This is a genomic window from Rhodohalobacter sp. 614A (assembly GCF_021462415.1).
Lineage (GTDB): Bacteria > Bacteroidota > Rhodothermia > Balneolales > Balneolaceae > Rhodohalobacter.
In genome coordinates this window covers 205,574-228,923 of record NZ_JAKEDS010000002.1, presented here as the reverse complement: position 1 = coordinate 228,923, position 23,350 = coordinate 205,574, and the positions used below count along the sequence as shown (strand labels likewise).

At 43.0% G+C, this 23,350-nt stretch carries 18 protein-coding genes, 1 tRNA gene and 1 riboswitch; of the genes, 13 read left to right on the top strand and 6 right to left on the bottom strand.

Annotated elements, in window-relative coordinates:
• The first annotated feature begins 55 nt into the window (after nucleotides 1–55).
• Nucleotides 56–1,069 (top strand): UDP-glucose 4-epimerase GalE, encoded by a 1,014-nt coding sequence (galE, locus tag L0B18_RS09790; protein WP_234571585.1) that lies wholly within the window; start codon nucleotides 56–58, stop codon nucleotides 1,067–1,069.
• Between the two features lie 39 nt (nucleotides 1,070–1,108).
• Here the strand turns inward: galE and L0B18_RS09785 are convergent, their stop codons facing one another.
• Nucleotides 1,109–2,020, bottom strand: a complete 912-nt coding sequence (locus tag L0B18_RS09785; protein ID WP_234571584.1) for an endonuclease/exonuclease/phosphatase family protein — start codon at nucleotides 2,018–2,020, stop codon at nucleotides 1,109–1,111.
• A gap of 140 nt (nucleotides 2,021–2,160) precedes the next feature.
• Between L0B18_RS09785 and L0B18_RS09780 the strand changes: the two genes are divergently transcribed.
• Nucleotides 2,161–3,438, top strand: coding sequence for a sensor histidine kinase (locus L0B18_RS09780; RefSeq protein WP_234571583.1), 1,278 nt, complete (start codon nucleotides 2,161–2,163; stop codon nucleotides 3,436–3,438).
• Between the two features lie 51 nt (nucleotides 3,439–3,489).
• On the opposite strand, the gene L0B18_RS09775 is transcribed toward L0B18_RS09780, so the two are convergent.
• Nucleotides 3,490–4,422 carry a 1-phosphofructokinase family hexose kinase gene (locus L0B18_RS09775; RefSeq protein WP_234571582.1) on the bottom strand — a complete coding sequence of 311 codons (933 nt, stop codon included), beginning with the start codon at nucleotides 4,420–4,422 and terminating at the stop codon, nucleotides 3,490–3,492.
• Nucleotides 4,423–4,603: 181 nt separating this feature from the next.
• Between L0B18_RS09775 and L0B18_RS09770 the strand changes: the two genes are divergently transcribed.
• The 8 genes from L0B18_RS09770 (at nucleotide 4,604) to L0B18_RS09735 (ending at nucleotide 13,581) form a co-directional block, all read left to right on the top strand.
• Nucleotides 4,604–5,905, top strand: a complete 1,302-nt coding sequence (locus tag L0B18_RS09770) for an L-fuconate dehydratase (protein ID WP_370647581.1) — start codon at nucleotides 4,604–4,606, stop codon at nucleotides 5,903–5,905.
• 111 nt (nucleotides 5,906–6,016) lie between these two features.
• Complete coding sequence (locus L0B18_RS09765) at nucleotides 6,017–6,766, top strand: SDR family NAD(P)-dependent oxidoreductase (protein ID WP_234571580.1); 750 nt, start codon at nucleotides 6,017–6,019, stop codon at nucleotides 6,764–6,766.
• Nucleotides 6,767–6,849: 83 nt separating this feature from the next.
• Nucleotides 6,850–7,698 (top strand): fumarylacetoacetate hydrolase family protein, encoded by an 849-nt coding sequence (locus L0B18_RS09760; RefSeq protein ID WP_234571579.1) that lies wholly within the window; start codon nucleotides 6,850–6,852, stop codon nucleotides 7,696–7,698.
• 22 nt (nucleotides 7,699–7,720) lie between these two features.
• Nucleotides 7,721–10,216 carry a glycoside hydrolase family 95 protein gene (locus tag L0B18_RS09755; RefSeq protein ID WP_234571578.1) on the top strand — a complete coding sequence of 832 codons (2,496 nt, stop codon included), beginning with the start codon at nucleotides 7,721–7,723 and terminating at the stop codon, nucleotides 10,214–10,216.
• Nucleotides 10,206–11,033, top strand: coding sequence for an amidohydrolase family protein (locus L0B18_RS09750; protein ID WP_234571577.1), 828 nt, complete (start codon nucleotides 10,206–10,208; stop codon nucleotides 11,031–11,033). Before L0B18_RS09755 ends, L0B18_RS09750 begins: the two co-directional genes overlap by 11 nt.
• Nucleotides 11,034–11,039: 6 nt before the next feature.
• Nucleotides 11,040–11,825, top strand: coding sequence for an SDR family oxidoreductase (locus tag L0B18_RS09745; protein WP_234571576.1), 786 nt, complete (start codon nucleotides 11,040–11,042; stop codon nucleotides 11,823–11,825).
• Between the two features lie 70 nt (nucleotides 11,826–11,895).
• Complete coding sequence (gene fucP, locus L0B18_RS09740) at nucleotides 11,896–13,155, top strand: L-fucose:H+ symporter permease (protein WP_234571575.1); 1,260 nt, start codon at nucleotides 11,896–11,898, stop codon at nucleotides 13,153–13,155.
• A 72-nt stretch (nucleotides 13,156–13,227) separates the two neighbouring features.
• Nucleotides 13,228–13,581 carry an L-rhamnose mutarotase gene (locus L0B18_RS09735; protein WP_234571574.1) on the top strand — a complete coding sequence of 118 codons (354 nt, stop codon included), beginning with the start codon at nucleotides 13,228–13,230 and terminating at the stop codon, nucleotides 13,579–13,581.
• Nucleotides 13,582–13,667: 86 nt separating this feature from the next.
• Here the strand turns inward: L0B18_RS09735 and L0B18_RS09730 are convergent, their stop codons facing one another.
• The gene (locus L0B18_RS09730) at nucleotides 13,668–14,129 is read right to left on the bottom strand and encodes a DUF6265 family protein (protein WP_234571573.1); all 462 of its coding nucleotides are present in this window, start codon (nucleotides 14,127–14,129) and stop codon (nucleotides 13,668–13,670) included.
• A 265-nt stretch (nucleotides 14,130–14,394) separates the two neighbouring features.
• Here L0B18_RS09730 and L0B18_RS09725 point away from each other — a divergent pair, with 265 nt between their 5' ends.
• From L0B18_RS09725 to L0B18_RS09715, 3 genes are all read left to right on the top strand, one after another.
• On the top strand, nucleotides 14,395–15,291 hold the full coding sequence (locus L0B18_RS09725; RefSeq protein WP_234571572.1) for an SAM-dependent methyltransferase: 897 nt from the start codon (nucleotides 14,395–14,397) through the stop codon (nucleotides 15,289–15,291).
• Nucleotides 15,288–16,631, top strand: a complete 1,344-nt coding sequence (locus tag L0B18_RS09720; protein WP_234571571.1) for an APC family permease — start codon at nucleotides 15,288–15,290, stop codon at nucleotides 16,629–16,631. Before L0B18_RS09725 ends, L0B18_RS09720 begins: the two co-directional genes overlap by 4 nt.
• Nucleotides 16,632–16,733: 102 nt before the next feature.
• A tRNA-Leu gene (locus L0B18_RS09715) sits at nucleotides 16,734–16,821 on the top strand.
• Between the two features lie 229 nt (nucleotides 16,822–17,050).
• On the opposite strand, the gene L0B18_RS09710 is transcribed toward L0B18_RS09715, so the two are convergent.
• The 3 genes from L0B18_RS09710 to metE form a co-directional block, all read right to left on the bottom strand.
• Complete coding sequence (locus tag L0B18_RS09710) at nucleotides 17,051–19,459, bottom strand: ribonucleoside-diphosphate reductase subunit alpha (protein ID WP_234571570.1); 2,409 nt, start codon at nucleotides 19,457–19,459, stop codon at nucleotides 17,051–17,053.
• Between the two features lie 91 nt (nucleotides 19,460–19,550).
• Nucleotides 19,551–20,537 carry a ribonucleotide-diphosphate reductase subunit beta gene (locus L0B18_RS09705; RefSeq protein ID WP_234571569.1) on the bottom strand — a complete coding sequence of 329 codons (987 nt, stop codon included), beginning with the start codon at nucleotides 20,535–20,537 and terminating at the stop codon, nucleotides 19,551–19,553.
• 134 nt (nucleotides 20,538–20,671) lie between these two features.
• Entirely contained in the window at nucleotides 20,672–23,008 is a 2,337-nt protein-coding gene (gene metE / locus L0B18_RS09700; protein ID WP_234571568.1) for a 5-methyltetrahydropteroyltriglutamate--homocysteine S-methyltransferase, read from the bottom strand.
• A 126-nt stretch (nucleotides 23,009–23,134) separates the two neighbouring features.
• Nucleotides 23,135–23,326, bottom strand: a riboswitch (cobalamin riboswitch).
• Nucleotides 23,327–23,350 lie beyond the last annotated feature (24 nt).

The window sequence follows — 23,350 nt, the reverse complement described above, 5'->3', positions numbered from 1 at the left end:
TTTTGGGCTTATCTTTACTAAGATTTATTGCTTGATCTTAATCGAATATGTATTCATGAAAAACATTCTTGTTACAGGCGGAGCCGGGTTTATCGGAAGCCACACGGTTCTTGAGCTTCTCAACGCCAATTACAACGTTACAGTAGTAGACAACCTCAGCAACAGTAGTATTGAATCTCTTAAGAGAGTAGAAAAAATTACAGGTAAAACTGTCGATTTCTTCGAGATCAATCTGTTGAATACAAAAGAACTGACCGAAATTTTTAATGCGCATTCATTTGATGCAGTGATTCATTTTGCTGCACTCAAGGCCGTTGGAGAATCCGTTGAGAAACCGCTGCTTTATTATAAAAACAATATTTCCGGAACCGTAAACCTTTGTGATGTGATGGTAAAGTCCGGCGTTAAAAACATTGTTTTCAGCTCATCGGCTACTGTTTATGGCAATCCCTCGCAGTCTCCGCTCACGGAAGAAGCCAGCCTGAGTGCTGTAAATCCGTATGGACAAACAAAACTTACCAGCGAATATCTGCTGAAAGATATTCATACCGCAGATTCTGACTGGAACATCGCCCTGCTTCGTTATTTCAACCCGGTTGGAGCTCACGAAAGCGGGATGATCGGGGAAGATCCACAAGGAACCCCTAACAATCTAATGCCTTATATCACCCAGGTTGCCGTTGGTAAACTCGAAAAACTGAATGTTTTTGGAGATGATTACCCTACACGCGACGGAACCGGAGAACGGGATTATATTCATGTGGTTGATCTTGCCATCGGACACCTCAAGGCACTTGAAAAACTTGATGAAAAACCCGGTCTGGTGACCTATAATTTGGGAACAGGCAGCGGCTCAACCGTTCTTGAACTTATTAAAACGTTTGAGAAAGTTAATGATGTCTCCATTCCCTATAAAATTACACCCCGACGCGCCGGTGACGCCGCCATTTGTTACGCAGATCCGTCAAAAGCGGAGAAGGAACTTGGCTGGAAAACCGAGCGCGGACTTGAAGAAATGTGCAGGGACGCCTGGAACTGGCAGAAGAAAAACCCAAAAGGATTTGATTAGCACAACGCATCTTATCCACAATTGGCGTTTCTGCTTCTCTTATTCAGAGAATTCAATTTCTGCTACTACCGGCAAATGATCGGATGGAAACCGCCCGTCCTGGTGATCGGCAATGATGGCATGTTGTAATACACGAAATCCTGTGTTTGTAAATATGAAATCGATTCTTCGATCCGGAACAATTTTATCAAACCCATTCCATGTTGATGTAGGACCGTGATGTCCATATTCGGAGTGATAAAATGCATCCTCAAGCGGCAACTCATTCCCATTCGTTTTGGTGAGAATTCTATATGGAGGATCATTCTCAGTGGTATTAAAATCTCCTGTCAAAACTACCGGTTTCCCTTCAGCTATATCCAGTATCTGATGTAAGATCAGTTTCGCACTTTCGGCACGAGCCGTTTCTCCTATGTGATCAAAATGAGTGTTAAAAACAAAAAAGGTCTCATCCGTTTCGGTGTCTTTAAATTCGCCCCATGTTACAATTCTCGGCAATGCAGCATCCCAGCCTTTACTCCCCGCTTCATTGGGAGTTTCCGACAACCAAAATGTATTGTCGTTTACAAGTTTGAACCTGCTCTCCCGGTAAAAGATGGCCGAATACTCTCCTTCATCTTCTTCAGTTCCGTTTCGCCCCACCCCAATTCTTTTGAAATAAGGAAGCATCTCGTCCAGTTCATCCAGTTGATGTGGAAGTCCTTCCTGTATCCCGACAAAATCAGCTTCATGAAATCGCATGGTCCGCGCAACCATCTCTTTTCGGTTTGGCCAAGCATTTGAGCCATCGCTGGATGTATCCAAACGAAGGTTAAATGTCATTACGCGGATGGAGTGATCATCCTCAGAATAAACCGGTTGTTTTTCCGATGAATCATCGGAGGTTGTGGCTGCAACCAGCGATAAAGATGTTATCAAAAGCAGTAAAAAAGCAGACATCATGTATTTCATAGAACAGTCAATTAAGGGTTTTATCTCAAAAACAACTTAAAAACTTCAAAAGCATATCGAAAACAAAATTAGTAAATGGTTTTGAAATAACATGCTATTTACTTTGATTATGAAAGAGTCAGGTCAAAGCAATCAATTGTATGAATAAGCTGCGAACTATAATCAAGAGTAGTCCATTCATCATTGCACTTATCTATGTGCTGGTTGGAGCTGTGTGGATTCAATACTCCGATCAGCTTTTGTTTTCCCTGATTGAAGATCCTGATACACTTCTCCTTGTCCTATCACTCGAGGGTTGGTTCTATGTAATTGCAACCGGCGTTTTGATCTTCTTTCTCGTTTACCAAAGTAACGTTCTGATTGAAGACCTTGTGAATGACGCTCAAAAGAACAGTAAAAAATTTGAATCTACTTTTGAGTACGCTCCTGTCGGAATTGCACATCATAAACCCAATGAAAACTGGATTCTCGTAAACAGATCTCTGTGTAATCTTCTGGGATATAAAAAAGAAGAACTCTTAAGTCTCAGGTTTTCTGATTTTATACACGCGGATGACCTGGAACGCGGCCGCGAACTGGACCAGGAACTGATTGCTGGAGAATTATCAAGTTATAAAACCGAAAAAAGGTATAAGAGAAAAGATGGCAGTTATTTTATCGGCAGGGTAACGAAGAGCGCTGTATATGAAAAAGACAAAAACCCGATCTATTTAATTGCTATGATCGAAGATATTTCTCAACAAATAGAGAATGAAGTAAAGCTTAAAAAAAATCTCGAAGAAAAACAGATTTTGCTTTCTGAGCTCCATCATCGAGTGAAGAATAATATAGCCCTGATGTGTGCTTTGCTGGAACTTCAGCTTATGCATGGAAAAGGTGGAACCACAAAACAAATTTTAGAGCACTATAAAACCAGGTTAAAAACGATCTCACTTATCTACGAAAATTTTGCAGACGTGGCGGGAGAGCCCACGATTAACTTTAACTGGTACTTGCAAGAACAGATCCAATATCTGAATGAAATGTTTGCCCCCAATCGAAAGAATATTGAATACAAAACACATATTGAGAATATAGAACTGAATATCAATCAGGCAATTCCGGTTGGTTTGATTTGTAATGAACTTCTTGTAATTACAAACCAACATAAATTTATAGGGATTGATAAACCCTTCATACAAATTGTATTTAAACTGGAAGATGATTCCGTGGAATTCACCATTCAAAATAACGGAACACCACAAAACGATTTTGATCTCAGTGACCCGAATTCGCTGGATTCACGGATAATTGCAGCACTTACAAAACAGATTGAAGGAGAAGTGACTCAGCAAAAATCTGATCACCTACAAACCTATACTCTCCGTTTTAAAAAAGGAACCTGGAAAGGAGCCGCAAGCCATTTTCAGCCAGAGTGAGATTAAATCACCATTCGAATTACATTAGAAATCCAGGAGTAAAATATAATTTCAGCCTTTCCCGCCGCAATGCTGTCTGCTTATAGCCTGAACCTCGCTGAGTTCGCAAAGATCGGTTCCTGAGCTCTTTAGTGTACTTGAGGCTGCCGCAATCCCATAGCAAATCGAATCTTCAATTGTTTTCCCTTCTACAAGACCGGCTACAAGTCCACCCACAAAACTGTCACCCGCACCAATAGAACTGTTTACCTCAATTTCCGGCAAAGTAAACTCTTTCGTTCCGAATTGATTGTATAAATAAGTTCCGTCCTTTCCTTTTGTATGAATAATATTTTCAACACCAAAGGAAAACAATTTCTTTACAAGTGCTTGATGGTCTTTCGAATTTGTTCTTTCTGCCAACGCATCGAATTCTTCCTGGTTTGGTTTGATAAATGTCGCTCCATTCTGAATTCCCGCCAGCAGGGACTCCCCGGATGCATCCAGGATATACGTTTTATTTTCATCCAAAACGATCTTTGCAAGCCTGCTATAGAAATCTGTGGGAACACCCGGCGGCAGACTTCCACTCGCCACCACAATATCGTAGGTTGAAATTTCATCCTCCACCCTCTTGATAACACTTTTCCATTCACTCTCTTCAATCTGGGGACCGGGAAATACAAACCGGTATTGCTCTCCGGTTTTTTTATCAATGATTGAAGTATTCTCACGGGTTATACCCTTAATTTCTATCGGGTGATCGTACATCTTCTCTTCTTTGAGCAATTGCATCAGAAAGTTTCCGGTTACACCTCCAACCAAATATTCGGCATCCACTTCTATTCCCAGCCGTGTTAAAACGCGGGCTACATTTATTCCTCCCCCTCCCGGATCATACTGTGGTTTATCGCATCTCACTTTCTGGTCGGTTAACACTTCATTCGCTTCGCTGCTTACATCCAGCGCCGGATTCATCGTAATGGTTAAAACTCTTTTGGACATTCTTTCATCTTTTAAAAATTCTACTTCAATAGCATTGAACTTAAAATAGCATTCCTGCATTCAGAAATATTTATTCTCAAGAAAAAAATCCGTTGATATTCGAGCGGCCATTTCTATTTTAGATGCAACAGGTTTTAACTGCACACTTTTGCATAACCATTTGGCCCATAAAGTATTGGATATGGATGCTACCATCACACACATTGAGGTGAAAGATATTCGCTTTCCCACCAGCCAGACGCTGGACGGTTCCGATGCCATGAATCCCGATCCGGATTATTCCGCAGCCTATGTAATTCTCAAAACAAATAGTGAGCTTGAAGGACACGGTTTAACGTTTACGATTGGCCGCGGAAATGATATCTGTGTTCAGGCCATTCAATCCATGGAACATCTGATTGTCGGCAAAACTCTTCGTGAGATTACAGATGATCTAGGAAGCTTCTGGAAGAATACTACGGGAGATAGTCAGCTCCGTTGGCTTGGCCCTGAAAAAGGTGTAATACACCTTGCTACCGGTGCTTTGGTAAATGCAGTTTGGGATCTCTACGCGAAGGCCGAAAACAAGCCTCTCTGGAAACTTCTGGCAGATATGGCACCCGAGGAACTGGTGAAATGTGTTGATTTTACCTATATCACGGATGTTCTTACTCCTGATGAAGCTCTCTCAATATTGAAAAAACAGGAGCCATCCAGGCAGAAACGAATGGATGATTTACTTCAAAACGGTTATCCGGCGTATACCACTTCGGCAGGTTGGCTGGGTTATTCGGATGAAAAAATCCACCGGCTGAGTCGAGAAGCCAAAGAAGAAGGGTTTACTCACCTGAAAATGAAAGTAGGATCTGATTTACAGGATGATATGCGCCGCGCTCAAATCATTCGGGAAGAGATTGGTGAGGATATGTTTCTGATGATGGACGCCAATCAAAAATGGGATGTGGATGAGGCCATTTCAAATATGAAATCCCTTGCAAAATTTAATCCCTGGTGGATTGAAGAACCTACAAGTCCCGATGATATTTTGGGCCATGCAAAAATTGCGAAAGCCATCGCACCCATAAAAGTTGCCACCGGGGAACACTGTCAAAATCGGGTCATATTTAAACAGTTAATGCAGGCAAACGCTTTCGGGATATGCCAAATTGATAGCTGCCGTGTGGGCGGTGTAAATGAGAACCTGGCCATTATGTTAATGGCGGCAAAGTTTGGAATTCCGGTGTGTCCGCATGCCGGTGGCGTGGGTTTGTGCGAATATGTTCAGCATTTATCCATGATTGATTACATTGCTATTAGTGGCAGCAAAGAAAACCGGATCATCGAATATGTGGATCATCTCCACAAACATTTTATGGATCCGGTCACTATTAAAAATGGAGCATACATGCCGCCCCAAACACCAGGGTACAGCATCCAGATGAAACCCGAATCACTTAAAGATTATGAATTTCCAAACGGAAAAATCTGGCGTGAATTGGCATAAAGATTCCTCATTTGAAGGGGGAATCGACAAGATAATTTCTGAGGATGTGGGCCTAACGACAATTACTATTTTTAAAATAACTGCTCATATTTAATCGAAAATCTGAGACAAATGGAATTAAAAGACAAAACCGCAATCGTCACAGGAGGAGCAAGTGGAATTGGCCTCGCCATCACAAATCTGTTTATTGCTAACGGAGCGAAAGTTCATGTTCTGGAACTCAAGGAAGATGTGAAAATCGGACAAAATGAGTCGGCAATCACTGTTCACCAATGTGATGTTTCCAATCACAGACAAGTTCATGAAGTCATCCAAAAAATCACCGAAACCGAAGAGCTGAATATACTGGTAAACAACGCCGGAATTGCGAAAGTCGGGAATATTGAACAAACAAGTGAAGAAGATCTGGATCGGCTCTACAGTGTTAATATTAAAGGAGTTTTTAACTGTATCCAGGCATCCATTGGAGCTTTGAAGAAATCAAAGGGATGTATTTTGAACATGGCTTCGGTGGTTTCTCATGTGGGGATTCCGGACCGTTTTGCATACACCATGACCAAAGGCGCGGTTCTCACGATGACCTATTCCGTGGCTAAAGATTATATTAACGATGGCATCCGCTGTAATTCCATTTCCCCAGCCCGGGTTCACACACCTTTTGTGGATGGATTTTTGGCCCAGAATTATCCGGGACAAGAGCAGGAAATGTATGATAAATTATCAAAAACACAGCCAATCGGACGGATGGCCAAACCAGAAGAAGTTGCCGAACTCGCACTTTTCCTTTGTTCCGATAAAGCCGGTTTTATAACCGGAACTGATTACCCGATTGACGGCGGATTTATCAAAATAAATAACTAATGAATGGACCAACTGCAGAGAACACAAAGGCTTATTGTTAAGTCTCATTCTGCTGGTCGTCCTCAAAAAAACCAAATATAAAGATGAAATTATTCAGATACGGCCAACCGGGAGCCGAAAAACCCGGCATTGAAGCTGACGGAGTAAAATATGATGTCAGCCATCTTGTAAGCGATTATAACCAAGAGTTTTTCGTAGAAGGCGGACTTGAAAAACTTGAATCGAATTTTGATCCTGAAAAAGCTTCTCGGGTTGATGATGACGTTCGAATTGGAGCGCCGATTCACAAACCTGGGAAGATTATTTGTGTTGGTTTGAATTACAGTAAACACGCCGCAGAAAGCGGGGCTGCAATCCCGAAGGAACCGATCATTTTCTTCAAAGCAAATTCTTCACTTAGCGGTCCGTTTGATCCGGTTATCATCCCCAAAAACAGTACGAAAACAGACTGGGAAGTTGAGCTGGCCCTGGTTATCGGCAAACAGGCAAACTACGTAGAGAAAGAGGAAGCGATGGACTACGTTGCAGGATACGCCGTTCATAATGATGTTAGCGAACGCGAGTTTCAGCTTGAACGCGGAGGTCAGTGGGTAAAAGGAAAAAGCTGCGATACATTCGCGCCTTTGGGCCCCTATCTCGTAACGAAAGACGAGGTTGCTGATCCACATAATCTGCGCCTCTGGCTTAAACTGAATGGAGAAAAATTGCAGGATGGAAATACGAAAGATTTCATCTTCAATATTCCTCATATAGTAAGTTATCTCTCTCAATTCATGAGTTTAATGCCGGGTGATATCATTTCCACAGGAACACCAGAAGGTGTCGGGCTTGGATTCAAACCACCGCGATATCTCAAACCGGGCGATGTTATGGAACTGGGAATTGACGGATTGGGAACAGCCAAACAAACTGCCATCGCTTATAAGAAATAAATCACAAAAAATTACCCGTCTTATGACAAGAACAGTTCCCGTCCTATTATGCTTTTTTGTGATTCTGTTCCTGGCTGGATGCAACCGAACCGAGCAGGGAATCCAGCCAAAAGAACAGGATCTGACTCTCAGGTATGATGAACCGGCCAATGATTGGGTTGAAGCTCTGCCAATTGGAAACGGACGATTGGGAGCCATGATTTTCGGAAATCCAGCCAGAGAGGAGTTGCAATTGAACGAGGAAACGGTTTGGGCGGGTGAACCCGGCAATAATATTAATCCGGAGACCGCTGATGCAATTCCCGAAATAAGAAAATTGCTGAATGAAGGCAGGTATGCGGAAGCACAAGAATATGCAAACGAACATGTTCAGTCGATGAATGACGGGATGCCGTATCAACCGGTTGGGAATCTGTTTATCGAATTTCCCGGTCATGATTCATATTCGGATTACTCGCGAACACTTGATCTTGAAACTGCCGTTTCCACATCATCCTACAAAATTGACGGTGTTACCTATCACAGAGAGGGTTTTTCTTCTTTTACGGATGATGTGATTGTCATGAAAATAACCGCTGATCAACCCGGCAGGATAAATAGTGTCCTCTCCTTTGAAAGTCCGCAGGAGCACCGGATTTCTATCCATGAAAATAATATGGAAATATCCGGACGAACCAGCGATCATGAGGGGAAAGAAGGCAAAGTCAGGTTTCAAACAACCATTCGTGCTGTACAAAATGGGGGTGAAATTTCTGCTGGCGATTCCACATTGTCTGTTCAGAATGCTGATGACCTGACACTCTTTATCTCTATCGAAACCAATTTCCAAAACTATGATGATCTGAGCGGCGATCCGGAGCAAATGGCATCCAATCATCTTCAAAATGCTTTTCAAAAAGACTACGAGGATCTTCTGAAAGATCACATTGAGTTCTATCAATCCTATTTCAATCGTGTGGATTTGTATTTAGGAAAGACAGACGCCGCTCAAAAAACGACAGATATCCGGGTTAAAGATTTTGCCACATCAGATGATCCGCAGTTAGCCGCGCTCTACTTTCAATTCGGGAGATATTTGTTGATCTCTTCTTCGCAGCCGGGTGGTCAGCCGCCAACATTACAGGGAATCTGGAATCATCATATGATGCCGCCTTGGGACAGTAAATACACGCAAAATATCAATGCGGAGATGAATTACTGGCCGGCTGAGGTTACCAATTTGAGTGAATTGCATCAACCCTTGTTTGACATGATTCACGACCTTTCGGTAACGGGTCAGCAGAGTGCGCGTCAAACCTACAATGCAGATGGCTGGGTGGTTCATCACAACACGGATCTTTGGAGGGTAACCGATCCCGTTGACGGCGCTTTTTCCTGGGGTATGTGGCCAATGGCCGGAGCCTGGTATAACCAGCACATCTATCAACACTATAATTTTACCGGCGATACGGACTTCATTGAATCGTTTTACCCGGTTCTCAAATCATCATCGCAATTTTACCTGGATGAATTGCAGCCATTTGCCGACAGCGACTGGATGGTTGTAACACCTTCCGTATCTCCCGAAAATGTCTATCATTATGAAGACGAGAAAAGCGCGGCCATATCATCCGGAGTTACGATGGACAATCAACTGATTTTCGATTTATTCTCGATCACCCAAAAAACAGCCGAATTGTTCAATCTGGATGAGGAGTTCGTTCAGGAACTCGAAGAGATGAAATCCAAGCTGCCACCCATGCAAATTGGCCAGTACGGACAGTTGCAGGAATGGATTTATGATTGGGATGATCCGGAAGATGATCACCGACACGTTTCTCATTTGTACGGGCTTTATCCATCAAACCAGATTTCTCCGTACCGAACACCGGAACTTTTTGCAGCCGCCCGTCAATCGCTTTTATACCGCGGCGATGTTTCCACCGGCTGGTCCATGGGCTGGAAGGTGAATCTTTGGGCACGATTCTTAGACGGAGATCACGCTTATAAACTGATCCAGGATCAACTCAGCCCGTCTCGTCAGTCCGACGGCTCGGAACGGGGCGGCACCTATCCTAACTTATTTGATGCTCATCCCCCCTTCCAGATCGACGGAAACTTTGGATGCACAGCAGGAATCGCTGAAATGCTTCTGCAGAGCCACGACGAAGCTATTCATATTTTACCGGCACTACCAACAGCCTGGAGTGAAGGGTACGTAAAAGGGCTCAGGGCAAACGGCGGATTTGAAGTAGACATTGAATGGGAAAATGGAGTTGCAAAAAGAGTTTTGATTCAGTCTGATCTTGGCGGCAACAGCCGAATTCGTTCCTACACTCCTTTGGAAGGAAAAGGGCTTGAAGAAGCATCTGGCGAAAATCCGAACCCGTTTTATGACGTGCCGGAAATCAAGGAACCGATAATCAGTCCGAAAGCTGAAATTGCAAGCTTGGATCTTCGGGACGTTTATTTATACGATCTGAATACAGAAGCTGGACAAACGTATGTTTTAACTTCAGCCGATTCCGATGAAAATTGACGCCCACCAACATTTCTGGAAATTTGATCCTGTACGTGATGCGTGGATTGACGATTCCATGGAAGTCATCCGGCGGGATTTTATGCCGGAAGATCTGGAACCCGTCCTCAAAAAAACCGGATTTGATGGTTGCATATCCGTTCAGGCAGATCAATCCGAAGAGGAAACATACTTCCTGTTAAATCTGGCAGAGAAACATGATTTCATCAAAGGTGTTGTAGGTTGGGTTGATTTGAAAGCTCCCAATTTAAACCAGCGTCTAGAACACTTTTCCCAATACGACAAGCTAAAGGGATTCCGACATATTCTCCAGGGACAGCCGACCGGAACCATGCTTGACGATTCCTTTATCGCCGGAATCGAAACGCTTCAGCAGACTCGATTTCGCTACGATATCCTCATTTTTGAAAACCAGCTTCATGAAACTGTAAAGTTCGTGGAACGAGTTCCCGAAATGAATTTCGTGATTGATCACATTGCCAAACCAACCATCAAAGAAAGTTCGTTTGATGATTGGGCCGCTCACATGAAAAAACTGGCCGGGTTTCCCCATGTTCATGTGAAGTTATCAGGAATGGTGACTGAAGCAGATTGGAATCATTGGAAAAAAAATGAATTCACACCATATTTAGAAACATGTCTTGAATTGTTTGGAGCTGATCGACTTATGATTGGTTCTGATTGGCCGGTTTGCCTTTTAGCCGGTGAATATGATGAAGTGATAGGAATTGTTGAAGATTTTCTGGACGGATTAAGCGCGGCTGAATACGACAATATTATGGGGATTTCAGCCGCAAAATTTTATCAACTAATGTAACATTTTATGGATTTACACCTGAAAAACAAGGTTTTTATCGTCACCGGCGGTGCCAAGGGAATTGGCGAAGGAATTGTTTTGGAATTGGTGAAGGAAGGCGCAATTCCCGTAATTCTGGGCAGATCGAAAGAAGCCGGTATCGATATTGAAAAAAAGATCAAAGAAGGAGGCGGTAAATGTCTGAATATCATGGCTGAGTTACCGAATCCCGAGATCTGTAAAGAAGCCGTGCAAAAAACGGTAGATACGTTTGGAGCTTTACACGGAATCGTAAACAACGCCGGTGTTAACGATGGCGTTGGGTTGGATTCCGGCAGTCCTGAAGCGTTCAAAAAATCCGTTATCACTAACCTGTTGCACTACTATGATCTCGCACATTATGCTCTTCCGCATCTCAAAAAAACGAAAGGATCGATTGTTAATATTAGCTCAAAAACAGCCATAACCGGCCAAGGAGGTACATCTGGGTATGCCGCCAGCAAAGGAGCACAGCTTGCTCTGACAAGGGAATGGGCGGTTGAATTAGCTCAATACGGAATTCGGGTGAATGCCGTCGTCCCTGCTGAAGTCATGACTCCCCAGTATGAACGATGGATTAACTCTTTTGATGATTCTGAACGCAGCTTGGCTCAAATTACAGATCGCATTCCCCTCGAAAAACGAATGACAACCTCTGAGGAAATTGCAGCCGCTACCGTATTCTTACTCAGCAGCCGGAGTTCTCATACAACCGGTCAATGGCTATTTGTGGATGGCGGATATGTTCATTTTGACCGGGCTTATAATCGTTGAATTGTCGTATTCAAAAATCCAAACATGAACGATTCGAGATCACTTTAACCTGATTTTTAAACCTAAAGCCATGTCTTCTTCCGTTATTGAAAAAAAATGCCTGATTCCTTTTGTTCTCGTCACCAGCATGTTTTTTATGTGGGGGCTGGCCAACAATATGACGGATACGCTGCTTGCGGCATTTAAGAGAATCATGAGTATGACCGATTTTCAAACGTCATGGATACAGGTGGCTTTTTATGGTTCGTATTTTTGTCTTGCTCTTCCTGCGGCCATTTTTATTCGGAAATTTACCTACCAGGCCGGTATTCTGCTCGGTCTTGGGTTTTTCATCCTGGGAGCTCTTTTGTTTTATCCCGCCAGCCAAACAATGGTTTACGGTCATTTTCTCACGGCACTTTTTATTCTTGCAGGAGGTTTATCGGTTTTGGAGACTACGGCCAATCCCTATATCCTGGCAATGGGATCGGACGAAAGCAGCGTTCAGAGACTAAACCTGGCTCAATCTTTTAATCCAATCGGATCCATCTCCGGAGTGCTGCTGAGCAAGTTTTTTATCCTCAATAATCTGAATACGGCAGATGCCACTACCCGAGCGGGACTCAGCGCCGAACAACTCCAACTTATTCAACAACAAGAACTTTCTGCAGTCATGGGACCTTACGTCGGCGTGGCGTTGCTTTTGGCCGTCATCTGGATCACCATTTCCATAGTAAAAATGCCCAAATTTTCAGAAATGGGAGAAAGTATTCATCTGGGTTCTTCGCTCAAGAGACTATTCAACAACCCAAATTACCGATGGGGAGTGGTTGCACAATTTTTCTATGTAGGTGCACAGATTGGAGTTTGGTCATTTACGATTCGATACGTGATGGGTGAACTTGATCTGAATGAAAGCGGAGCAGCTAACTATTACCTGGCTGCACTCGTTTTATTTACGATTATGCGATTCGCTTTCACAGCGCTTCTCAAAAAATTTCGCGGGTCCATCCTTCTCATTTTTAGTGCGTTTGTTGCCGTCATCTTTCTATTGATTGTGATTTTTATCGGAGGATTTGTGGGTGTTCTTGCGTTGGTGGGAATTTCCGGATGCATGTCCCTGATGTTTCCTACTATTTTCGGCCTGGCTTCACAGGGACTGGGGCAAGACCGAAAAATTGCTGGTTCCGGTTTGATTATGGCGATTCTCGGCGGCGCTGTATTAACGGCTATCCAGGGGCAGGTTTCCGATATCAGTGGAAGCATACACCTCTCCTTTTTTGTGCCGGTGATCTGTTTTATGGTAGTTGCTTACTTTGGTTTTAGTAATCGTAAAATTGCGATAACTTAGTATCATCAACTGTTTGTTTTTCACGCTAAAACTGTCCTGAATTCTTTCACTTAACCCATCAAACCTTCAGCTATGCAAAGATTCTGTTTTGCTCTTGATTTAAAAAACGATCCCGGACTCATCCAAAAATATATTGAGCATCATCAAAACGTATGGCCGGAAATTTTGAAGAGCATTTCGGATGCAGAAATCATTGATATGCAAATTTACCATGTAGCCGACCGGCTGTTTATGATCATGGAAACTACAGACGATTATGATCCCGAAGTAAAAGCAGAAGCAGATCGTAACAATCCAAAAGTTCAGGAATGGGAAACATTGATGGACACCTATCAAAAACGTCTACCCTTTGCAGCTGAAGATCAAAAATGGATTCCGATGGAGAAAATTTTCTCTTTAAAAGAAGCTGAATCAGAGACCTTCTGATTAGTGGGATAAAAGATCAGTCTTCCATATCCTAAAGAACTCAAAAGGATCACGGTTTTTCGCTTCGTATTGTAAAAAAGTGAGTGTTATTGTTTTCTGAATACAAATGGAATCGATTGGCCGTCACCAGAAATAGTAGCTGTTAGCTGGCCATTCCCGGAAAGCCGATACTCGATCTTTTTTGGAAAATCGTGATCGGGATTTTCAGAAATAAATCCTTTTTCGGAATACTCTGTAATTTTAAAAAATGTTGGTTCTGTGTTCGGATTGACATCCGCCACGTAGTAGAGCTGATCATCTTTCATCAGAATAGAGAGTTTCTCCACGAAAACGGTATCCGTTCCCTGAATCGTTACACCTCTGCCAACCAAAATCTGATTTTGTACTTCCCACTCTTCAAAAGCCGTGCGGTTTGTGTTGTCTGTAACTCTTTCCCATCTGCCCTGCAGCCATGCCAGTTCGGTTAATAAATCCCGATCTGAATCTTGAGCAAAAACCGGTTGAACGAGAAATAGAAGTACCAAAAAGCTGAATAAATATTTTGCCATCGAATGTTGTCCTGTCATTTAGAATTAAGATCATATATAATTGCAATCAAATCTTTAAGAACTTCAATCATAAACGTAAACATAGTCCATAACCGGCTTTAACGATTAATTACAAATTTTGATACAACTTTTGCCGATATAATAGTGTTGAAAAATTATTGATATGAGTTCTGCTTTAAAATCAGCTTTGATCCATCATCCCTAACGGATTCACACAAATGGCTTTGATGGTTCAAAAGAACCTTCAACCAAAAATGGAGACCCAATGAAACCAAGAAAGAAATCAGTTCCGGTCGCAAAATATCTACTCTCACCGAACTTTATCGACTCAAGCGGTAACAACCCTCAATTCATGTTAAAAATCGCTTCACTTTTGACCGGAATCGTATTATTGCTGGTTTTTCAAAGCCAGGCCCAGGATTTGGATGTGCCCTATGTCCCCACTCCGAGTGATGTGGTGGAAAGAATGCTGGACCTTGCCGATGTGGGAACCGGCGATTATGTGATTGATCTTGGTTCGGGCGACGGACGAATTGTTATTGCCGCTGCCAAGCGCGGAGCCGTCGGGCATGGAATAGATCTGAATCCCGAGCGGATTCTTGAAGCCCGGGAGAATGCCGAATCAGAAGGAGTTTCAGATCGAATCATGTTTCTGCAAGAAGATATTTTTGAAACTGATTTCAGGAAAGCCTCTGTCGTTACCATGTATTTATTGACCTCCGTAAATAGAAAATTACGCCCCACTCTTCTTGAAAATCTTCGCCCGGGAACACGGGTAGTATCTCACAGTTTTGATATGGGCGACTGGAAACCTGATAACTTCCAGCGATATGCCAACAGGAATATTTACTTTTGGGTAATTCCCGCCAAAGTTGGAGAAAACTGGAAGTGGGAAACCAACGGAGAGTCCTTTACTATGGCCGCAAAACAGGAATTCCAGGAAATCAATGTGCAATTGTATATAGGAAATCGCGGTATTACAACTGAAGAGGCTTCATTGCTTGGAAGACGTATCAATGTCATTGCACTGGATGAGGAAAATGACACCCGATACATTTTCAACGGACGAGTTGAAAATAATACCATTGAAGGTACGGCCCAGATCCATCAAGGTGATTCACATCATATCGAAGAGTGGTCCACAACCCTGAATGAGCAATGAAAGCGTCATTACAGGAAAATACACCCATTCAGGGATTCACAACACTCAGCTCCATTGCCGTCATGGTCGGTATTGTGGTTGGAATTGGAATTTTCCGGCTTCCTCCCATTGTGGCAAGTAATTCAGCCAACGAATTTCAATTCATATCTTTTTGGATAGCCGGTGGATTTATTTCCCTGATGGGAGCTCTTTGCTATGCTGAACTTGCCTCGTCAAAACCGGATGCCGGTGGAGAATATCATTTTTTAAGTCGTGCATTTGGCCCACCCATCGGATTCCTGTTTACTTGGGGACGCATGACGGTCATCCAGACAGGCTCGCTTGCTCTCATCGCTTTTATTTTGGGAGATTATGCAGCGCTGATTCTTGATATCGGCCCCCACAGTTCTGCTGTATATGCAGCTTTAACCATTATCATACTCACCGGCCTCAATTTATTCGGAACGACACCCTCACGGCGGATTCAAAATCTGCTTACAGGTTTAATTATTGTGATGATGATTTTACTCTCATTGTCCGGACTGATATCAGCAGAATCTTTACCAGAACTTTCTGAATCAAATACAAATTCAGGTTGGAGTTTATTTTCAGGAGGTTCTGCGGGAGCGGCTATGATCTTTGTATTATTGACGTATGGCGGATGGAATGAAGCCGCTTATCTTTCAGGAGAATTACAAGATGTAAAGCGAAACATGATGAAAGTGCTTCTTTTTGGTATACTTATCATCACTTTCATCTACGTTTTAATCAACTCAGCCTACCTCCGTGTACTTGGATTAGAATCCCTTCAAAACTCAGAAACAGTTGGAGCCGACCTTGCCAACCAAATATTTGGCCCTGAAGGGACTATCATTGTTACTTTTATTGTTGTTGCTACCGCTCTTTCAACTGCAAATGCTACAATTATTACCGGTGCCCGAACTAACTATGCACTGGGACGCGACTTTAGTTTGCTCAGTTTTTTAGGGAAGTGGAACTCAAAAAATAATACTCCGGTCAATGCACTCATTGTACAGGGAGTGATTGCTCTATTATTAGTCGGACTTGGCGCATGGTCGCAGGAAGCTGTGACGACTATGGTCGATTATACCGCTCCGGTTTTCTGGTTATTTCTTTTGTTGACGACAGCTACACTCTTCATCTTTCGTTTTCGGCAGGGAAAAAAAGAACTTCCGTTTCGGGTTCCTTTATACCCTCTAACGCCTATTCTTTTCCTCATTGCCTGTGGATACATGCTCTATTCCAGCCTTGCCTTCACCGGATCCGGTGCGCTTGTGGGAGTAGCTATTCTTGCAGTTGGTGTACCTGTTTATTTGCTGGCCAGAAATCGAGAGGGTTAAATTCGAGGTCAGTTCCAATACTTTTGGCACGTCAAAATATTCTAAATTCCTTCTTGTAGAAGAACCAGGTCTACCCTTATATTTCAGGTCTTGAAATGATGTGCCGAAGTGGCGGAATTGGTAGACGCGTTGGACTTAAAATCCAATTCGCATTACAATGCGAGTGCCGGTTCGAGCCCGGCCTTCGGTACAATTATTAAGCCCTTGCAATTCAATGAGTTGCAAGGGCTTTTCATTTTAAGTGTAGTGTGCTTCACGAAAAAGTATAGGGGAATCTTCTGTTCCTTTCCAGTTTGGGCACAATTTCAGGTGCACAATCATTCACAAGAACCAGTTTTAAAGCTTTTAAAGCCCTTTTTCAAAAATCCCTGAAAAATATGGTCTGTATGAACTTGTATAAGAAATTGATTAAAGATCATTTACTCACAACTCGGGCAGATCTTTCGCAACATGGGATCCGTCGGACAGGAATCTGCATCGGCAGATAATGCCTGATCTACCACATCATCTCCGAATTTTTTTCGGGCTTTTTTTTCCAATTCCTCCAAACTTTCCTCTTGCTCGGGTTTGGACTGAACCGCTGAGTTTTTAGAAGATCCCGTTGCTCCGAATCCTCGTCGTGTTCCTCGTTTATTCACTTTGGAGGTATACTTTTCGCCTTTCACCACTTTGTCGATAAAGCAATAATAGGTGGATTTCAGTTTTTTCTCCCACGCGTAGATATAGATCTCTTCCATATTTCCACGGAGCTGCTCGTCAATATAAATCGATTTAGAAACCGCCTGATCAATCGATTCCTGGAAAGCTGCAGCAATATCTACCTGTCGTTTTGGATGAATTTCATACGCCGTTTTATAGAGCTCTTTTTCGATCACTCCATCCAATTCCCGGATATGCTGAACAGAACCACTATTGGCTTTGATGGTGTCGGCCATTTCATCATTCCATAGTCCTTTTTCTTCCAGATCACGAATTAACTGACGATTAATCACAATATGTTTCCCGGAAAGCGTATCGCGGGAATAGAGATTGCTGAAGTAACTGTCGATGGAGGAAGTGGTGCCGGAAATAATGGAGATAGACGCCGTTGGCGCAATGGCTAAAAGCACTGCATTTCGGCGGGGAGCATAGTCGTAGGGCTTGTCCTGCTCCTCCATTTCCTGATAATGATTGAATGCACCGCGTTCTTCAGCCAGTTTTTCTGACGTTTGGTAGGCAATTTTTTTCATGAAAGCGCCGAGTTTACGCGCAAAAATCACGGCTTCTTCAGAATCATATGAGATGTTGAGATCAATCAACGCTTCTGCAAAACCCATCAAACCGATGCCAAGCGGACGCAAGTCCATCGTGTTTTTTCGGGCGGCTTCGGATGGATAAAAATTCTTATCGAGAATATTATCAAGCCCGCGAACCATCACCTGAATCGTGTCTTCCAGTTTTTCCCAATCCACATCACTCTGGTCTTCTTTCACATGTTGAGAAAGATTGATGGATGCCAGTGTACAAACGGCGGTTGAATCCGGCCGGTTTGGAATCGAAATTTCCGTACAGAGATTGGAGCTGTTGATGACACTGTATTCCGGGCACGGATTGTGACGGTTGTGCTCATCTTTAAAGATCAACCATGGATGACCCGTTTTGGCTAACTTAAACAAATATTTTTTGAAGAAGTTCTGGCTGTCAAGCTTTTTGAACTGATCCAGTTTTCCTGCTTCTGCCTGTTCAATTCGGGCTTCATATTTTTTCTTGAAATCATCACCAAACGCTTCTACCAATTCAGGGCACTCCCCCGGATCAAACAGATAAATCGGTTCGCCTTGATGAATCCGGCGCATCATTTCATCCGGCATCCAGAGTTTGGTGTTTAGTGATGGAGTTCGGAAATAAGCATTTCCAGTGGTTTCACGAAGATCCAGAAATCCGTCAATATCCAGATGCCAAGGCTGCATAGAAATCACCTGAGAACTTCGGCGGCGGCCACCCTGCTGAATGGAATTCACCAGTGTATCAAAAATCTTAATGAAAGGAATCGCTCCGGATGATGGTGCATTCAGGGATTTAATATTTGAACCAGTCGCCCGAACACGCGTGATATCCGTTCCGACACCGCCGGCATATTTGGCTAAAAACCCGGTTTCGCGAACTTTATTCATGATCGAATCCAACGAATCATCCACCACGCTCACATAGCAGGAAGAATACTGAGAGGTGACCGTTCCCGAGTTGAACAACGTCGGTGTGGAATGCAGGTATTCCAGCTTCGACAGCTTGTTATAGATTTTAACGACTTCTTCGTTGGAATTGCCAATCCCCATTGCCACTCGCATAAAAAACCACTGCGGTTTTTCGATCGTTTCGGTCTGTCTGTTTTTCATCAGATAGCGATCCTTCAGCGTTGTTAAACCGAAATAATCAAGCAAGCCGTCTCTCTCGTAATTCAGGGCACCAGACAACAATTCAATATCGAACTCCCTCAAACTTTCATCCAGCAGATTTTGGTCCAGTGCATGTTCAAAATAAGCTTCAAAACTATCCAGACGGCGATTAATGCCTTTGTTGATCAGCTTTAATAACTGCCGTGTGGCGAGTGTATCATACACGGGATGCTTTGGAATAAGCTGTTCAATAGCTTTAAGTACAAGGCGATCAAGCTCCTCGGTGGTTACCCGTTCCGGAACTTTCAAGTCGAGCTCTTTCATGATGAGAAAAACGAGCTCATAATCATCCTCAACTTTCAGTCCTTGTATAATTTCAAAAATGGCATTGATGATCTTTTGAGTGCGAAAATCCTGTTCAGTGCCGTCTCGTTTTATTACTGTGCGTTGCATGTTAACTCCTGCGGTATTTTTATGTGATTAAATTAGTAGATGAGAAGCAACCACTTCATCATTCGTTATTCCTTGTTCGTCTGTTCGATATTCAATAGTTGGTGTATTCGGTGGATGACACTTCAAAAAAGTTGATCAGCTTTTTCACATCTTCTTTTTGCAGGAATCGAAGCGGGTTTTCCGTGATGTGGAATTCCTGTTCAAATCCGAGCTCCTGCAGGCGTCGATCGGTAATGTACTTCAGGTAGCGTTCCATCTCGCCAAATGAAATTCCAAGAATGGTTTTATTGCCAAATTTGTGTTGTACATATTCAATTTCCAGAGCCGTTCCTTCCAGAATCACGTCACGAATCTCTTGTACATATTGCTCGTCTTCCACGATGCCGGGATTTTCTTCCAGCATGATGAGAATAGCTTCAATACCATTTTGCAGGTGGAGAGATTCATCAATTAAAACCAGTTCCACACCGGAAACAACATTTTTCATTTTGCCCATATCTTTCAGTGCAAAGAAGTGTGCGAATGAGGAGTAAAAGAAAATACCTTCGAGAATAATGTTATTCAGAAGAATAGCACGAAGAATATCTTTCTGACCTTCGGTGGAATTTGGGTCAATTCCGTTGTAACTGATTTTGTCGATCTCTTCTACAATTAGCGACTGCTTTTTGCGAAGAATGGGATCAGAAAAAGCTACATCGTACATTTTTTCGCGATCCATTCCGAACGATTGCAAAACGATTTCAAAAAAGTCACTATGGATGTTTTCCATAAAAAGCTGCGTACTGAAACTCATTTTTGCATGAGGGTCGGTTAGCAGTGGGAAAAAGGAATTGACCAATACATTTTGTACCAGCAATTCTGATGAGCAAAAATAACCGACCGCGGTATCAAAAAGATCTTTTTCATCATCAGACAGGGAATGATAATCCAGCGCATCCTGCTGAATATTTAGCTCTTCAGGAAACCAAACAGCTTTTTTCTGTTTTTCATAAAGTTCACGAAAAATTGGATACGATGGGTCCTCACTTAATTTTATGTTGTCGCGGACAGATGTTTTTCCAATAAGTTTAGGGTTCATATATGGTGGCGTTAAGCATGTGATTGATAGTTTTTTGAAAGTCCCCTCCTGTATAAGGAGGGGATTTAGGGGAGATAAAAAATCAACCTCCAATCCTTTCTGTCCCGACACATGAGCAGGCCGGGAAAAAGGGGTTAAGATTCGACAGTTTCTCGCCTCATTTTTCCGGCGGCTTGCACCATATTTTTTAGTGATGGAATGGTTTCTTCCCAGCCGCGGGTTTTAAGTCCGCAATCAGGATTTACCCAAATTTGTTCGGGTTTCAGCACTTCAACGGCTTTTTCCAATAGTGCTACCATCTCTTCTGTGGAAGGAATTCGCGGCGAGTGAATGTCATACACTCCCGGGCCAATTTCATTCGGATAATCGAATTGTACGAAGGCATCCAGCAGTTCCATTTGTGAACGCGATGTTTCCATGGAAATAACATCCGCATCCAGGCGTGCAATGTGCTCAATGATGTCATTAAACTCCGAGTAACACATATGAGAATGGATTTGAGTTTTATCCTCCACTCCGGTGGACGAAATTCGGAAAGCATCCACAGCCCATGTTAAGTACGCCTCGCGTTTATCCAATCGAAGCGGTAATCCTTCTCTGAAGGCAGGTTCATCAATTTGTATGATTTGAATACCGGCTTTTTCCAGATCCTGTACTTCATCGCGAATGGCCAGTGCAATCTGTTTCGCGGTTTCGGATCGGGGCTGGTCATCCCGCACAAACGACCATTGCAAAATAGTGACCGGACCCGTTAGCATTCCTTTTACGAGTTTGTCGGTTTGCGATTGCGCATACGCCGACCATGGAACAGTTACCGGATCGGGAAGGTGTACATCACCATACACAATGGGCGGTTTTACTCCTCGTGTTCCATAACTTTGTACCCAGCCGTTGCGCGTAAAAGCAAATCCGGAAAAATGTTCACCGAAATATTCTACCATATCATTCCGTTCAAATTCACCGTGTACTAATACATCCAGTCCAATTTCTTCCTGGGTTTTGATCAGTTCGCTGATGGCTTTATGGATGATTTCTGTGTACTGATCTTCCGAAAGAACTCCTTTCCGGTAATCGGCCCGCCATTTTCGTACTTCTGATGTTTGAGGGAACGAACCTATGGTGGTGGTAGGAAACGTTTCAGGAATGTTGAGATGCTCTTTTTGAACAGCCTGCCGTTCGGTAAACGGTTGTTTACGGTTCAGGTAGGAGTCATCCAGATTATCCATTCGGCTTTGAACGCTTGGATTGTTTACAAGCTCAGATGTCCGTTTGTCGTCTACATCGGCTTGATGCTTTTCCAGCTTTTGCTTTTCATCGGCAGAAAGTTCATCAGCTACAAGTTTTTTCAGCAGAGAAATTTCTCCCAATTTTTGTTTCGCAAAAGACATCCAACGCTTCACTTTAGCAGGAAGAGCGGTTTCGTCGGTTTCCTGATCCAGATCTACCGGACTGTGAAGCAGTGAGCAAGACGAGCCGATTAACAGTCGATCCTCTCCGATTTTTTCTTTTGCTTTTTCAACAAAAGCTGCTGCTTTTTGAAGATCAGTTTTCCAGATATTTCGGCCGTCAATCAATCCCAAAGATAGCGCTGTTTCTTCGTTTAGTTGATCCAACACGTTACCCAGCTGATCCGGATCATTCACCAAATCAATGTGAAGTCCGTCTACGGGAAGTCCGCAGGCCAGCGCTGTATTATCACTCAGTCCTTCAAAATATGTGGTAAGCAAAAGCTTTAAGCTATCAAGATCCTGGTGAAACGTTTCATAGGCTTTTTGAAAAGATATTTTCGCATCATCTTCAAGATCCAGCGCCAGGAATGGTTCTTCAATCTGAACCCATTCAACACCTTTGTCCTGAAGTTTGCTCAGAATTTCCTGATAGACAGGCAACAATTTATCAAGCAGATCTAACCGGTGAAATCCATCAGATGTATCTTTCTCTTTTCCGAGAAGCAAAAAACTAACCGGACCAATAAGCACGGGTTTGGTAACAACTCCTACAGATTGTGCTTCTTCATATTCATCAAAAATTTTGGTGGACAGACATTCAAATTCCTGATCGGCCGAAAATTCCGGCACAATGTAATGATAATTGGTATTAAACCATTTGGTCATTTCCATAGCGGGGATGTCGTGTTTGTCATCCTGCAATCCACGGGCCATGGCAAAATAGGTATCAATAGGGTAGCTGGTAGATTTTTCTTGTTCGGACTGATATAAATCTTTGTATCGATCCGGAATGGCTCCGACAAGGAGAGCTGTATCCAGAACCTGATCGTAGAGAGAGAAGTCATTTGACGGAACCAGATCGATCCCGGCACTCTTCTGTTGGGTCCAGTGGACCGCTTTTAGAGCTGATGTGGATTGAATCAGTTTAGATTGATCGATTTCTCCTTTCCAGTACGACTCGACGAGTTTTTTCAAATCTCGCTGCGCACCAAGGCGGGGAAATCCAAGGGTATGTGTTAACATTTTAGAACTTGTTTTAGCTGTGAATGGAGGCTAAAAACGTTGAGGAAGGCAAGTTGAACATAGGTTAAAGAATTGAACCAAGGATCTTTCTGCCTTTCAACAACACCTTAACTCCCGAAGGTTTTGTTTACTGATTTATAGAAGGCAGGTCTCCTGACTTACCGATGATCTCTTTAAACCTTCCCGTTTCTTTTGGGGCTGAAACAGTGGTGTAAATAAAGAAATAAACCGGATTACAGTTGCGGGGACAGCTCCGGATTTCCACCGGATTCCCTTTTCACCCCGAATGTTCGGGGCACCTTTAAAATCTGCTTGTAATTAAACGGCTGGGCAACTCATTGT